Source organism: Pseudomonas simiae, from assembly GCF_900111895.1.
Classification (GTDB): Bacteria; Pseudomonadota; Gammaproteobacteria; order Pseudomonadales; family Pseudomonadaceae; genus Aquipseudomonas; species Aquipseudomonas simiae.
This window is the reverse complement of the sequence record NZ_FOKB01000007.1, coordinates 109,727-123,724: the sequence shown is the minus strand read 5'-3', so window position 1 is coordinate 123,724 and position 13,998 is coordinate 109,727. Positions and strand designations below refer to the sequence as shown.

General features: G+C 60.1%; 12 protein-coding genes. 4 read left to right on the top strand and 8 right to left on the bottom strand.

All coding sequences use genetic code 11. The features are described from left to right. Positions 1–335 precede the first annotated feature (335 nt). Positions 336–1,673, top strand: a complete 1,338-nt coding sequence (gene gdhA, locus BMZ57_RS20980) for an NADP-specific glutamate dehydrogenase (RefSeq protein ID WP_021492931.1) — start codon at positions 336–338, stop codon at positions 1,671–1,673. Here the strand turns inward: gdhA and BMZ57_RS20975 are convergent. The 5 genes from BMZ57_RS20975 to BMZ57_RS20955 form a co-directional block, all read right to left on the bottom strand. After that, positions 1,670–2,167: a GreA/GreB family elongation factor gene (locus tag BMZ57_RS20975; RefSeq protein ID WP_021492930.1), complete on the bottom strand. Its 498-nt coding sequence runs from the start codon at positions 2,165–2,167 to the stop codon at positions 1,670–1,672. The two genes, gdhA and BMZ57_RS20975, sit on opposite strands and share 4 nt — an antisense overlap. 70 nt (positions 2,168–2,237) lie before the next feature. Continuing rightward, positions 2,238–2,594, bottom strand: a complete 357-nt coding sequence (locus BMZ57_RS20970; RefSeq protein WP_031291233.1) for a hypothetical protein — start codon at positions 2,592–2,594, stop codon at positions 2,238–2,240. A gap of 132 nt (positions 2,595–2,726) precedes the next feature. After that, a complete protein-coding gene (locus tag BMZ57_RS20965) occupies positions 2,727–3,026 on the bottom strand; it encodes a chorismate mutase (RefSeq protein ID WP_021492928.1) in 300 nt (99 codons plus the stop codon). A 171-nt stretch (positions 3,027–3,197) separates the two neighbouring features. Then, the gene (locus tag BMZ57_RS20960; protein ID WP_021492927.1) at positions 3,198–5,051 is read right to left on the bottom strand and encodes an Lnb N-terminal periplasmic domain-containing protein; all 1,854 of its coding nucleotides are present in this window, start codon (positions 5,049–5,051) and stop codon (positions 3,198–3,200) included. 91 nt (positions 5,052–5,142) lie between these two features. Further along, positions 5,143–5,631, bottom strand: coding sequence for a DUF3015 domain-containing protein (locus BMZ57_RS20955; protein WP_010206666.1), 489 nt, complete (start codon positions 5,629–5,631; stop codon positions 5,143–5,145). Between the two features lie 267 nt (positions 5,632–5,898). On the opposite strand from BMZ57_RS20955, the gene BMZ57_RS20950 reads away from it, so the two are divergent. Further along, positions 5,899–8,337, top strand: a complete 2,439-nt coding sequence (locus BMZ57_RS20950) for a Lon protease family protein (RefSeq protein ID WP_042570846.1) — start codon at positions 5,899–5,901, stop codon at positions 8,335–8,337. A 178-nt stretch (positions 8,338–8,515) separates the two neighbouring features. Further along, positions 8,516–8,824, top strand: coding sequence for a PA4575 family protein (locus BMZ57_RS20945; RefSeq protein WP_010206664.1), 309 nt, complete (start codon positions 8,516–8,518; stop codon positions 8,822–8,824). Positions 8,825–8,827: 3 nt separating this feature from the next. Here BMZ57_RS20945 and BMZ57_RS20940 read toward each other — a convergent pair whose 3' ends face one another. Next, entirely contained in the window at positions 8,828–10,651 is a 1,824-nt protein-coding gene (locus tag BMZ57_RS20940) for a hypothetical protein (protein ID WP_083266262.1), read from the bottom strand. Positions 10,652–10,818: 167 nt separating this feature from the next. Between BMZ57_RS20940 and BMZ57_RS20935 the strand changes: the two genes are divergently transcribed. Continuing rightward, positions 10,819–11,307, top strand: a complete 489-nt coding sequence (locus BMZ57_RS20935; RefSeq protein ID WP_010206662.1) for a TIGR00645 family protein — start codon at positions 10,819–10,821, stop codon at positions 11,305–11,307. Positions 11,308–11,322: 15 nt separating this feature from the next. Here BMZ57_RS20935 and BMZ57_RS20930 read toward each other — a convergent pair whose 3' ends face one another. After that, positions 11,323–12,756: an ArnT family glycosyltransferase gene (locus BMZ57_RS20930; protein ID WP_021492926.1), complete on the bottom strand. Its 1,434-nt coding sequence runs from the start codon at positions 12,754–12,756 to the stop codon at positions 11,323–11,325. Positions 12,757–12,880: 124 nt separating this feature from the next. After that, positions 12,881–13,906 (bottom strand): hypothetical protein, encoded by a 1,026-nt coding sequence (locus BMZ57_RS20925; protein ID WP_069673144.1) that lies wholly within the window; start codon positions 13,904–13,906, stop codon positions 12,881–12,883. Between the last annotated feature and the right edge of the window lie 92 nt (positions 13,907–13,998).

The following is a 13,998-nucleotide window of genomic DNA, read 5'->3' as shown; positions in this document are numbered from 1 at the left end:
TAAAAAAAGCGGAGCCTTCGGGCTCCGTTTTTTTTGGGCGCTATTCAGGTGGACCGAGGCGACTTCATCGCAGGCAAGCCAGCTCCCACATTGGACCGTGTCGTAGCAGAGGTACTCGATCTAATGTCGGAGCTGGCTTGCCTGCGATAGCGGTTTAACTATTGGTGCATAGCTCGGGTTGAAATCCCTGTTAAGGGGCAAAAAAACGGGGCAATTTATATCCAATGCACCATTTAAATTCACAAAGGCGACATTTTGCCCTGTCGCGGTGCGATATGAATTGCTAAAGTCCGGCTCAATCTCATTTAAAAACAATCAATTTGCCGAGACTTTTCATGATCGAATCCGTCGAATCCTTCCTTGCCCGCCTCAAGAAACGCGACCCCGACCAGCCAGAATTCCACCAGGCCGTAGAAGAAGTCCTACGCAGTCTATGGCCGTTTCTTGAAGCCAACCCCCACTACCTGACCTCAGGCATCCTGGAGCGCATCTGCGAGCCGGAACGCGCGATTACCTTCCGGGTATCGTGGGTGGATGATCACGGCAAGGTCCAGGTCAATCGCGGTTTCCGTATCCAGATGAATAGCGCGATTGGCCCCTACAAAGGCGGCCTGCGCTTCCACCCTTCGGTGAACCTGGGCGTGTTGAAGTTCCTCGCCTTCGAACAGACCTTCAAGAACTCCCTCACCTCGTTGCCCATGGGCGGCGGCAAGGGCGGCTCGGACTTCGATCCCAAGGGCAAGAGCGACGCCGAAGTCATGCGCTTCTGCCAGGCGTTCATGAGCGAGCTGTACCGCCACATTGGCGCGGACGTAGACGTGCCGGCCGGCGACATCGGCGTGGGCGCCCGTGAGATCGGCTTTTTGTTCGGTCAGTACAAGCGCCTGAGCAACCAGTTCACGTCGGTGCTGACCGGCAAGGGCATGACCTATGGCGGCAGCCTGATCCGTCCTGAAGCCACCGGTTTCGGCTGCGTGTACTTCGCCGAAGAAATGCTCAAGCGCAACAATCAGCGGGTTGAAGGCAAGCGCGTGGCGGTGTCTGGCTCCGGTAACGTGGCGCAATACGCTGCGCGCAAGGTCATGGACCTGGGCGGCAAGGTGATCTCCCTGTCCGATTCCGAAGGCACCCTATACGCCGAAAGCGGTTTGACCGAAGAACAATGGTCGGCCCTGCTGGAGCTGAAAAACGTACAACGCGGCCGCATCAGCGAACTGGCCGAACGTTTTGGCCTGGAATTCCGCAAAGGCCAGGCCCCATGGGAACTGGCCTGCGACATCGCGCTGCCCTGCGCGACCCAGAACGAACTGGATGCCGACGCCGCCCGCACGTTGCTGCGCAATGGCTGTATCTGCGTCGCCGAAGGCGCCAACATGCCGACCACGCTGGAGGCTGTGGATATCTTTATCGAGGCGGGCATCCTGTTCGCACCGGGCAAAGCGTCCAATGCCGGTGGCGTGGCCGTGAGTGGCCTGGAAATGTCGCAGAACGCCATGCGCCTGCTGTGGACCGCTGGTGAAGTGGACAGCAAGCTGCACAACATCATGCAGTCCATTCACCATGCCTGCGTGCATTACGGCGAAGAAAACGGTCGGATCAACTACGTGAAAGGCGCGAACATCGCCGGCTTCGTCAAGGTCGCCGACGCGATGCTGGCCCAAGGCATCGTCTAAGCCTCGGGTTCGATCCGCAGCACTTCGATCAACTGATCGCCGACGGGGCGCTGCCACACCACCTCGTCACCCACCTGGGCGCCCAGCAAGGCGCGGCCCAGGGGCGAGCCCCAGTTGATCAGGCCTGCGCTCGCATCGGCCTGGTCTTCTCCGACCAACTGGATACGCTGCTGTTCGTCCTGCTCATTGGCGAAGGTCACCCAACTGCCGATCTGTACCTTGTCGGTGGAGGTGGCCGGCGCCACGACCTGGGCGCTTTGCACTCGCTGGTTGAAGTAACGCAAATCCCGTTCAAGGTCGGCCTGGCGCTGTTTATCGGCGTGCTCGCCCTTTAGCGATTCGGCGCTGTATGCCTGCTGCAACTGCGCAACCTTGGCCTGCAACTGCGCCAAACCTTGCGCGGTGAGGCGGTTGGGCTGCTCGCTGACGTGGCGCTCCACCGGCTGGTCGGCCTGGGCAGCAGCGTTGTCTTCGTTAACAAAAGCTCGGCTCATGACATTCTCCCTCTATGGAGTTTGGGCCATGGTCGCCGCACTTTAGTTTCGATGGATGTCTGAAAGCGACCTAGTGCGAGCGATAGGTCCGGCCTGCGTCGCGGTCTTTCTCCTGTTGCCATTCGCGATCCCGGTCGTCCCAGTGCCGCTCCTTGTAATCGCGCAACTCATCGTTTTCGCGCATGGCCTTGCACTGGCGAAAGCCATCCTCCCAACCCTCGGCGTATTGCCGGTCCTTCAGATACCGAGGCACGTTCTTGCGAAACGCCCCGGTAATCACCCCCGCCGCCTGGCGGCCACTGCTGCAGCCATCGTCAAAACCGTCGGCAAATGCCGGTGGATAACCCTTGGCCAGCAACTCCTGATGGGTCGACTGGCAACCCGCCAACCCCAGCACCGCACACAGCATTACCGCAGACCGCCACATGGCGTACTCCCTGGCCGTTTCACGGCTGATAGGGAGAGTCTAGAAGGGGATTTGTCGGGGCGGTGTGAAAGGGAGGTGAGAAAGGCGTGGGCAAATCCCAAATGTGTAGGCGCCGGCCCCGGCGTCTGCAGGTTAAGCAGTGCCTGGCAGTGCAGAATGCTCCGCCAATTCCTGCTGGATAAACGCCGCAATCATCGCGCGATACACCTGCTCCGTGACGTCGGGGTTGGCGCCCGCCGCGTCGGACAACCCCCGCACTTTGGCAATCACCTGTTCAACTCGTTGTGGCGCCTTGACGCCATCAGCATCTTTCTTGAAGCGCGCCGCCTGTGACACGTAACGGCCGCGCTCTGCCAGCAGGGTGACGATTTGTTGGTCGAGGCGGTCGATGTTTTCTCGGACGTGTTCAAGGGTGGTGCAGTTAACGACCATGTTGGTTGAGCTCCTGGTTGGATAGGCAATGCGATGTAGTTGAATACAGGGTGATACATGTGGGAGCGGGCTTGCTCGCGATTGCGGAGTGTCAGTCACTGAAAACTTGGGCTGATACACCGCATTCGCGAGCAAGCCCGCTCCCACATGTTGATCGTCGCCAGGTTTCGATCAGTAGTGATACCACTTCACTTCCAGCATCACTTCATTCACGGGCGTCGACAAATGGCTGTACTCGCGCTGTGCGCTCAGGCGCAGGCCCAGGTTGCGCGACAATTCCCACTGCTGGTTGAGGCTGATGCTGCGGCGTACTTCGCCGTTGGTGAAAAAGTCACCCTTGGCTTCCAGGCTCAGGTTGCCCAGCGGGTTTTTCCACAGCACGCCAGTGTTGAAGCCGGCGGCAGGGGAGATGGCTTCGTTGAAGTCGTTGTTGTGCTCCACGCGCACGGTGCCGAGGGCGAAGCCAAGCATGTCGTCGCTCAACTGCCAGGTGCCGCCGGCGCCGCCGTTGACGTGGGCGACCAGGGTTTCGTCGTCGTGTTTGCCCGGTACACGTTCAAGGCCGCCGGTGACTTGCCATGACCACGGTTGCAACAGGGCGTTGCGCGGGGTCAAGGAGCGGATGGTGGCCAGGTCCAGTTGCTGCAGTTGCCAGTGGTTGCCTTCGTACTGGCGCAGTTTCATCTGCAGGATTTCGATCTGCGCGCCCAGGGGGAAACCTTCGGCGTTGTCATTGAGGTCGTGGTAGGCCATGCGCAGGCCGTATTCACCGAAAGCCTTATCGCCACGGGTGCCGATGCCGGCTTGCCAGGTGCGGGATTCATGGCCGTTTTCCGGTAGGCCGGGCGGTGTGATTTTCAAGTCGGGCGCCGGGTTCTGGTTGATCGCGCGCAGCAGCTCGAAGCTGCGCTGGGAGCGGGCGGTGTCACGTTCCAGGCCGTTGGCGCGGTAGCGGCCAAGGCGGTAGGCGGCGTCGATGATCAGGGCCTGACGCTCGCGGGGCAGGGCTTTGAAGGCGGGCTCCTGCAATTGCTTCTGGTCGTCGCTGATCTTTAATACCCAGCGCTGTTCGTCGCTATCGAGCGGCTTGGCGCGTTCCAGCAATTCGCGTTCACGGGAGGGGCGATAGTCGATTTTTTCTACCAGGCCTGCGTCTTTTACGGCCTTGACCGTGTCGGTCGGGATGGCGGTCAGCGGGAACTGTTCGGTCAGGCGCAGGCCGGGGCGGGCCACTTGCAGCAGTTCCAGCAGGCGATACGAGCAGTTTTCGTCGAAGAAAAAGTAGTCGAACTGGATCTGCTTGAGCTCCCACACGTGCTCGACCATGCGCTCGGTCTCGACTTGCGTCAGGTTAAGCCGATATTCCCACAGGTCGCGGTTCTCAAGGCTACGGTACTCCGACAGCTTCTCCTGATAAGGCACCAGGGCGAACAGGCCGGGATAGCCGCCCATCAGGCCTTTCCAGGCGTAGAGAATGCTGTTGTCGGAGCCCTCGATATAGGCGCCGAAGTTGATCGCGTAGCTGAGCAGGGCGGTGTTGTTGCTTTGCACGTCGGCCTGGTCGATGCGCAGCAGGGTGTGGCCGAACATCGACGACGGGCTGTTGAGGTAGGCCGCCGGGAAGATCATCACCGCGCTATGGGGGGCGACGTCCTTGAACCATTGCTTGAATTCTGTGCAGTCCACGGCAGGCAGGTCAGTGAGGTGCAACTGATCCTTGAGCCAGCGGGTCCGTGCGGGGTAAACGCATTGGGCGTGTTTTTCACCCAGGCTGGCCGGCGCATAGAGCGCGTCAACGGTGGCCTTGAGTTCGGCATCCGGGTGGTGGGCACCGTCGGCTGCGAGGAAGAACTTCTTGTCGCTGACATAGCTGCGCCAGCCACTGACCTTCCCGGCTTCGTAATGGCCGAGGGACAGCCAAAACGGATCATTGGCCAATTGCTGCAAACGTTGATCATCAAGGTGCGGGGCCGCGTACAGCGGGGCGCAGGCGAAGAGTGCCATCCAGGCAAAGCGTTTGAGCATAGGGGCAACTTAAGTCGGAAATAAAAGAGACCCAAAGGGGAGGCGGGTCCAAAATAAAACCCGCGCCTTGGTAGGCGCGGGCTGGTCGAGCTTAAGCCTGGGTCGCGTATTTCGCCAGACGGGCATCACTTTTCAGTACAGCAATGGTGTTGTTGTGCACGTCATCAGCGGTCACGTCAGCCTTGCTGAAGATCTGCTGGAAGTGCTCGTGGGTCACAGCCGCGAAGTGCTCGCGATCTTCCGGTGCAACGCCCAGTACCACGGCGTAGGTGGTCAGCGCCTCGCCGTTGCCTTTGGCCATGTCTTCGGACAGCTCGTTCATCATGCCATTCATGGCAATCCAGGACTTGCCGCCGTAGGACAGGGCGCTGTTGGTGCTGCAACCGTTGGTGCCTGAGGTCATGCCGAAGGTGGCGTTACCCGAAGTACCGTTAGTGGTGGAAGCCAGGAAGTGAGCTGGAGTGCCGCGCTGGCCTTCGAACAACATGTTGCCCCAACCGCAGTTCGGGCCGCCTGGTGCTTCTGCCATTGCATTGAGGGAGACGACGGTGAAGAGAGTACCGAGAAGGATCCGTTTCATAGCTTTGTTCTCTTTGTGTGCAAACCAATGGACAAGGGTTCAGGCGCGTCGCAGCGCCCTAGGGGCCAGTTATTAGTCCAACCCGCGCAATTTGGAGTTTAGGCACGTTCCAAGGGTTCCGTGCATTTTTATAAAACAATTGGCGATGTCGCGATATTTCTGCAGGTCGCATCCCACGTCTACGCTTTCCCGAAAGCGCGCCTTGCCAGAGCGCGCAACCGAGAGCCAGAATGCCGTCATCTGCCCCGCCTGATGTAAGGAAGCCCGATGCCTGATCCTGTTGCTGCCAGCTTGCGTCTAGCGCCCGAAGCGCTGACTCGCCCTTTCTCCGCTGAACAGTTCAGCTTCTCGACCACCAATGATTTGGAGCCCTTTCGCGGTGTGCTTGGCCAGGAACGTGCGGTTGAAGCCTTGCAGTTCGGTGTGGCCATGCCACGCCCCGGTTACAACGTGTTTGTCATGGGCGAGCCCGGTACCGGCCGCTTTTCGTTCGTCAAACGCTACCTGAAAGCCGAAGGCAAGCGCCTGCAGACCCCGGCGGATTGGGTCTATGTGAATAATTTCGATGAACCCCGCGAACCCCGTGCCCTGGAGTTGCCAGGCGGCGCTGCGGCGGCGTTCATCAATGACATCAACGGTTTGGTCGACAACCTCGTTGCCACCTTCCCGGCCGTCTTCGAACACCCGACGTATCAACAGCGCAAAAGCGCCATCGACCGTGCCTTCAACCAGCGTTACGACAAGGCCCTGGACGTGATCGAACGCCTGGCCCTGGAAAAAGACGTGGCGCTGTACCGCGACAGCACCAATATCGCCTTCACCCCGATGCTCGACGGCAAGGCGCTGGACGAGGCCGAGTTTTCGCAGTTGCCGGAAGCCGATCGCGAACGTTTCCACACGGACATTTCCGAGCTGGAAGAACGCCTCAACGAAGAATTGGCCAGCCTGCCGCAGTGGAAGCGTGAGTCGAACAATCAACTGCGCCAGTTCAACGAAGAAACCATCACCCTGGCCCTGCAACCATTGCTTGCACCGTTGTCGGAAAAGTATGCCGAAAACGCCGCGGTCTGCGGTTACCTGCAAGCCATGCAGGTGTACCTGCTCAAGACCGTGGTCGAGCAATTGGTGGACGACGCCAAGACCGACGCCCAGGCGCGCAAGCTGCTGGAAGAACAGTACTGCCCGAGCCTGGTGGTGGGCCATCCGGTCAACGGTGGCGCCCCCGTGGTGTTTGAGCCGCACCCGACCTACGACAACCTGTTCGGGCGGATCGAATACAGCACCGACCAGGGCGCGCTCTACACCACTTATCGCCAGTTGCGTCCGGGCGCGTTGCACCGTGCCAACGGTGGTTTCCTGATCCTGGAAGCCGAGAAAATGCTCAGCGAGCCGTTTGTCTGGGACGCTCTTAAACGCTCCCTGCAATCGCGCAAGCTGAAAATGGAATCGCCCCTGGGCGAGCTGGGCCGCCTGGCCACCGTGACCCTCAACCCGCAGATGATTCCGTTGCAGGTCAAAGTGATCATCATCGGTTCGCGCCAGCTGTACTACGCATTGCAGGACGCCGATCCGGATTTCCAGGAGATGTTCCGCGTACTGGTGGACTTCGACGAAGACATCCCGATGGTGGACGAAAGCCTGGAGCAGTTCGCCCAGTTGCTCAAAACCCGCACGTCGGAAGAAGGCATGGCGCCGCTGACGTCGGACGCGGTGGCGCGGTTGGCCACTTACAGCGCACGGTTGGCGGAGCATCAGGGGCGTTTGTCGGCGCGAATTGGCGACTTGTTCCAACTGGTCAGCGAGGCGGACTTCATTCGTCACCTGGCGGGCGACGAGATGACCGATGCGGGCCATATCGAGCGCGCCCTCAAGGCCAAGGCCACGCGCACCGGGCGGGTGTCGGCGCGGATCCTCGACGACATGCTCGCCGGAGTCATCCTCATCGACACCGCGGGTGCGGCGGTAGGCAAGTGCAACGGGTTGACGGTGCTGGAGGTCGGTGACTCGGCCTTCGGCGTGCCGGCGCGGATTTCCGCCACGGTGTACCCGGGCGGCAGCGGCATTGTCGACATCGAGCGCGAGGTCAACCTCGGCCAGCCGATCCACTCCAAGGGGGTGATGATCCTCACGGGCTACCTGGGCAGCCGCTATGCCCAGGAATTCCCGCTGGCGATCTCGGCGAGCATCGCGCTGGAGCAGTCTTACGGCTACGTGGACGGCGACAGTGCGTCCTTGGGCGAGGCGTGCACCTTGATCTCGGCGTTGTCGAAGACGCCGCTCAAGCAGTGCTTTGCCATCACCGGCTCCATCAACCAGTTTGGTGAAGTGCAGGCAGTGGGGGGGGTCAACGAGAAGATCGAAGGCTTCTTCCGGCTGTGTGAAGCACGCGGTTTGACCGGTGAGCAGGGCGCAATCATTCCCCAGGCCAACGTCGCCACGTTGATGCTCGATGAGAAGGTGCTGGCGGCCGTGCGCGCCGGGCAGTTCCACATCTATGCGGTGCGCCAGGCCGACGAGGCGCTGAGCCTGCTGGTGGGCGAGGATGCCGGTGAGCCGGATGCCGAGGGGCAGTTCCCGGAAGGCACGGTGAACGCGCGCGTGGTAGAGCGGTTGCGCGCGATTGCCGAGATGATCAGCGAGGAAGACCTCAAGGAAGCGGAGAAGGAGTTGGCACAGCAGGCGCTGGCCGAAGCCAAACCGACCTGAGGGCTGACTCGTCATTAAATTGACTTGGGTTGGGGGCCAACGCCCGTTGGTCCCTACAACCTTGGTTTGTCGTGGTTTTCTTCTATTCTTTGCTCAAGGGATATCCACAGGAGTCGCGGGATAGAAACAGCCTCGCCCCAGGCGCAGGTTGAACACCGATCTACCGAGGGTCGCCGCCATGCCGCGCAACCTTTGCCTTACCCGCCAGTGCTTTGGCCTGGTCACCCGTATCGAATGTTCCATTCGCCCTCTCGCGGGGGATAACGGGATGTGGACCTTGTTGTTTGCCGCCGGAATGACCGGTGAACAGCCCTCCACCATCAAGTCCCAAGGCCCGTTCCCTGGGCCCTTCGTTGCGGAAAATATTCTGGAGTCCATCGTGGACAGCCTGACCCAGCACGGCTACGAGCAGGCGGGTGACCCGCAGATCTGGTGCCTGCACATGCAGGCCCATCTGCGACAGCTCAATGGTGAGACCCAGCACTGACCGCTATTTGCTCTCGGGTTTGTCCAACTTGACCTCGAAGCCATATTGCACGGTGCTCAGGTCGGTGCGCTGGTAGCTTTCCAGGGTGGTTGGCTGGCCGTAGAAGTAATGCACGTCAAACATCGCCGTGCCGTATTCCTCGGCGCGGTGGCTGACGCCGAGGATTTCCTTGAGGTAGTTGCCACTGGCGTCTTTGGCGTAGAAACGCCAGCTGTCGGCGGGGAATGCCTTCTGGTCGACGATCAGCGCGTTGTCTTTGAGTTCAAGCCCTTTGGGCAGCGTGTTCGCGTCAATCTCGTGTTTATCGATGGTTGCCAGGAACAGCGGAATCGAGCCCACCACAAAGGCCGGGTTTTCCGGGAACAGGGTGAGATCATAGGTCAGGGTGCTGCGTGCCGGGTTCAGCTCAAAGGCCTCGGTCGGCAACTCGATCGGCTCGCCGCGCTCGCCTTTTTCGTCGGCGGTGAAGAAGGTCACCGGTGAATCGCTGCTGTTGCGCTCGCTGCCCACCAAATCGTCATTGAAGGTAAACGGGTGGTCGAACACGATGTGCGCCGCGCTGGCGTCTTCGACTGACTGGCTGATGGTGACGCTGTTTTTCAACTGGTCCTCGGTCATGCTTGCGTCTTTGAGCCAATTGGCGGCGCCGTCGTCGTACACGGTGACCGGCATCGGCAGGGCCTGCACGGTTTTCTGCAAGCTGTTCCTGTCGAAACGCAGCACCGGCAGATCGAGGTCTTTACGGGTGCGCGTGGCGGTGGAGAAATCCAGCACGTTGACTTGCAGGTTGTCGATCACGCCATTGAAGTACACCTTGGCGTAGTGGCCGCTTTGCTTGTGTTCGAAGGCTTTCTGCTCATCGATCAACTGCTTTTCGAACGCCTCGGACCAGGTCTTCTGTTTTTGCATCTCGGCCAGTTGTTTCTCGTAAAACGCAACTTGGACACTGCTTTCATTGATCGAGCCCGAGCGTGTGAGGAACTGCCCGGTGCTGTCGCGCGCCTGGACCAGCAGCGGGTTGGGCGATTCGTCGCCGACTTCCGGGGCCAGTGGCTGGCTGTTGGTCAGCTCGATCTCGGCGTAGTTTTTTTCCAGCAGGATCAGGTTGAGGGTGATGTTGCCTTCGGTGCGCTTGTGGCCGACGTCCTGTTTCGACAGGTCAAAGGTCAGCACCTTGCCTGGCGCGACCACTTCAACCGTGCCCTTGAGGCTGACGGGCTGTGGCTGGCTCTTGTTTTCCGTCTCGATGCCGTCGATGAACGGGTAGGTCACCGTCAAATCGTCAGGGTTGGTCAGGTTGGAGCTGCTGGGGCTCAGTTGGATGCCCGGATCGGTTTCCGACCACTCTGGCTGGAAGGGGATGACCTTGTTGTTGCTCAAGGTCACCGACTGCCATTCCAGCCCGTGGGGGAAGGGAAATTGGTCGGGGATGTTGAAGTTGAAGGGAAACACCGGCTGCAAGTCGGTCAGGTAGTCGGAATGGGAGTTCTTGCGCAGCACGAACAGGCCATTGATGTAGGTGTCCACCAGCGCCTGGGGGGTGGGGTAGTGCTTGAGCAGGGCCAGTGTGTCGTCACCGTATTCGGCTTCGATGGGCTTGGTGGCGAGTTTGACCCGCGCCCGTTCCAGTAACAGCAGCGAACCGCCCAGGTCGGCGACGGCGTCGCGCAGCTTGGGGTCCTGGATGCTGTCGAGGGATTGTTCGAATTTGGCGGTTTTCTCTTCGAGGGTGGTCTGCTTCTGCTCGTCGCTGGGGGAGCAGCCGCCAGCCAGCAGCAATGCCGCGCACAGGCCGATACTGGCCAAAGGGGATCGCACATCCATCATCTGAGTTTTTTCCTGTCCGACGTCATCGAGCCGAGTTGTTATTGGGCTCGACACTAGCAGAAAAATTCTCTTACAGATGCCGCACAGGTCAGTTTTCTCGTGATGACAGGTGTCTTGTAGCGGCTGGTATACTCGCCGCCATTTCTAGCCAAGCTGTGTGAGATCCAATGGAACGCTTTATCGAAAATGCTATGTACGCCTCGCGCTGGCTGCTGGCGCCGATTTATTTCGGCTTGTCCCTCGGGTTGCTGGCGCTGGCGCTGAAATTCTTCCAGGAAGTGATTCACTTGCTGCCGAGCGTGTTCTCGATGGCCGAGTCCGAGCTGATCCTGGTGCTGCTGTCGTTGATCGACATGGCCCTGGTCGGCGGCTTGCTGGTCATGGTGATGATCTCCGGCTACGAGAACTTCGTCTCGCAGCTGGATATCGATGACAACAAAGAGAAACTCAACTGGCTGGGCACCATGGACTCTTCGTCCCTGAAGATGAAAGTGGCGGCCTCCATCGTGGCGATTTCGTCGATCCACTTGCTGCGCATCTTCATGGACGCCAAGAACGTCGATCCACAGCACCTGATGTGGTACGTGATCATCCACATGACCTTCGTGGTCTCGGCATTTGCCATGGGCTACCTGGACAAAGTCACCAAGCACTGATGCCCCGCGCCGGCCTTACTGCTCCACGAAGTAGTAAGGCTGGCGATTGATCGACATCCGCTTGATCTCCTTCACCGGACGGGTCAAGTCATCGGTGTGGTCCAGCAGCGCAACGTTGCCGGGTTTGGCGCCGAGATAGCTGTGCAGCTCGGCCTCGGTTTGCAGGATCGGTAAATAGGCCTGCAGGTAAAACACGCTGGCTCCGGCGATGCGCTCGTTGGGCCGGTACAGTACCACCTCCCGGCCTTCGTCTTTCAACGCCTGAACCTGGCTGATCACCGGTACGAAGGACTGGCGCACATCCGCTTTGGGCGCGAACCAGAAGGCGGCGATCAGGTAGCAACTCACGGCCAGGGTGAACACGCCGCCCACTATGGTCCTGTGATGCTTGTACAGCGCGGGCTTGTGGGTTTTCAGCCAGTCCAGCAGCACCCTTGCATATTCCGCGGCCAGGACGGCGGCGGCCGGTGCGAGCGCCATCAGGTAAACGGTGCGTTTGCTCGACGCCAGGGTCAGCAGGGTGAACTGTGCCACCAGCCAGACGCTGAAGAACAAGTGGTAGCGGTTGCGCACCAGGCTTTTGCGAAAGTGCCACAGGCCCAGGTACACCAGGATGTTCCAAGGCAGGAACGCCTCGGGCAGCTTGGCAATGTAGTAGTAGAACGGCTCGTAATGCCCGGCTTCGACAAACGAGCCGCTGAAGCGGCCGACGCTGTTGGTCAGCAAGACCTCGGCAACGGCCTGCATACCCCCGCGTTGGAACAGGAAGCCTAGCCAGATCACCAGTGGCACCAGCGCCAATAAGGTAAACAGTGCCGGCTTGAGCCAGTTGCCAATCTGCAGCCGTTTGTCCATCAGGCTGGTGCTGGCCAGGTACACAAAAATCACAATGCCCGGCATCGCCAGGCCCAGCACGCCTTTGCTGAGGGTGGCGATCACCATCCCGGCGGTAAACAGTGCCCATGCGCCCACGCTGGAGCCTTGGCGATCGGGCCGCACTGCCTGGTAGAACGCCAACAGCGCAGTGGTCACGCCGAGGGTGAGCAGCGAATCCTCACCGACGCCGCGCGCATTGCTCCAATAGCTGGCCATGGTCGCCAGGATCAAGGCCGCGCTGAACGCCAGCGTCTGCGGTCGCCCGAACCGGCGCAGCATGGTGTAAAGGAGCATCACGCTGAACAATCCAGCAAACGCCGAGGCCAGGCGCACGGCCCAGGTGGTGCCGCCGAACAGGCGAATCGCCCCGGCGTCGATCCACAGGCTCAGGGGCGGTTTTTCCAGAAAGGGCTCACGAAACAACTGGGGCACTACCCAGTTATTGTCCAGGTGCATGGCCATGGCGATCCCGGCGACGCGGGCTTCGGTGGAGCCTTGCAGCTCATGGTTGCCCAGGGCAAAGAAGAACAACAGACCAGCAAGCAGGAGCAGCAGGGAAGCAGGACGCGTCATGGAGTGTGGCTACCAGGGCAGGAGGACCGTCCGGGGGAACGGTCATTGCAATGGGCTAGTATCCGTTGGCGTTTCTGAATATTTCGTGAACGAGTGATGGATTTTTGTAAGGCTGATTAGGCCGTTATGGCGCTTTCAAGCTGGGTATAGCTGCTTTGCCTTGGGCTGTCAGCACCGGCTCCAATTGCTCCCACGCAAAGCTCAGTTCGTTATCACAGCCATCGCCCTGAGCGGGTGTCGAAAGTTGCAGGCCCTGGGTGTTGAAGCTCAAGTCGAAGGTGGAATAGCTGGTCACGGCCGGGCAGCCTTCGTCGACGGTGGTTTGCTTGGAAAGCCATGCGCTGAACGCTGCGGGCAGTTTGACCTGGCCGGAATAGGGGCCGTCCCATTGCTCCTCGCCTCCCAACCACGTCCAGGGATCAACCTTTTTACCAGTTTGCAGGTTCCAACTGTGCAGGCCCCAGCTGATTCCCCCGCGTCCGTAGCCTGCCGACCAGCGATAGAAACGCACGGTGATCCACTGTGATGACCAGTAGACCGGTTCCACCGTGATCTCGCTGGTCGTGGTGCTGCCGCCCTGGTCCAGTGAGTTGCGCCGCTCCCTATAGAAATCGGTCTGTCCGTCTGGGTTGATGGCCATCCGTGCGAGATCCCGGTTGATCTTATCGATGGCCTCCGTGTCGCCTTCAAGTTTGAGGATGACCTGCCCGCCTTGGGTTTTCACCTGGTAGGCATGTTCGGCGAACGTCTTCCTCTCAACCTTTACCGCCGGTGGCGTGGCCTCAAGCGGGTTGTTGTAAGTGTCGCTGGCGCACCCGTCCGTGTCCGCGCGTTTCAGCATCAGCGCCAGGCTTTTGCCACCCAAGGCTTTGCTCCAGGTGCCGGTCAATAGGTCGCCCTGTGGGTCGTCCAACTGCCAGAAACCGGTTTGCCCTTCTTCCACCCAAGGCTCGCTGGCGTTGGCTTGGGTCAGCTGAATGGGGGTGAGGATCCGTTGGTAGTAATAACTGCCATTGGCGCCGTGGGGCCCGTTGAAACAGACAGTAATCGCGGATTTCCCCAGAGTGCCTGTCCAGACACCGGCCAGGTCGGCGGCGGTTGCAAGCAGAGGGGTGCAGGCGAGAGCGAAAGCGGCGAGTGGCTTGAACACGGGTATCGGACTTCCGGTTGTCTGATAGAGGGGATCAGGGTAATGGGAAGTGCGGTGGGATTCCAGAGAGGGACTCCCACCCGAAGCATTAC

Coding starts and splice junctions, on each gene's coding strand:
- gdhA (WP_021492931.1), top strand. CDS start 336: ATGATCGAATCCGTCGAATCCTTCCTTGCCCGCCTCAAGAAACGCGAC.
- BMZ57_RS20975 (WP_021492930.1), bottom strand. CDS start 2,167: ATGAGCCGAGCTTTTGTTAACGAAGACAACGCTGCTGCCCAGGCCGAC.
- BMZ57_RS20970 (WP_031291233.1), bottom strand. CDS start 2,594: ATGTGGCGGTCTGCGGTAATGCTGTGTGCGGTGCTGGGGTTGGCGGGT.
- BMZ57_RS20965 (WP_021492928.1), bottom strand. CDS start 3,026: ATGGTCGTTAACTGCACCACCCTTGAACACGTCCGAGAAAACATCGAC.
- BMZ57_RS20960 (WP_021492927.1), bottom strand. CDS start 5,051: ATGCTCAAACGCTTTGCCTGGATGGCACTCTTCGCCTGCGCCCCGCTG.
- BMZ57_RS20955 (WP_010206666.1), bottom strand. CDS start 5,631: ATGAAACGGATCCTTCTCGGTACTCTCTTCACCGTCGTCTCCCTCAAT.
- BMZ57_RS20950 (WP_042570846.1), top strand. CDS start 5,899: ATGCCTGATCCTGTTGCTGCCAGCTTGCGTCTAGCGCCCGAAGCGCTG.
- BMZ57_RS20945 (WP_010206664.1), top strand. CDS start 8,516: ATGCCGCGCAACCTTTGCCTTACCCGCCAGTGCTTTGGCCTGGTCACC.
- BMZ57_RS20940 (WP_083266262.1), bottom strand. CDS start 10,651: ATGATGGATGTGCGATCCCCTTTGGCCAGTATCGGCCTGTGCGCGGCA.
- BMZ57_RS20935 (WP_010206662.1), top strand. CDS start 10,819: ATGGAACGCTTTATCGAAAATGCTATGTACGCCTCGCGCTGGCTGCTG.
- BMZ57_RS20930 (WP_021492926.1), bottom strand. CDS start 12,756: ATGACGCGTCCTGCTTCCCTGCTGCTCCTGCTTGCTGGTCTGTTGTTC.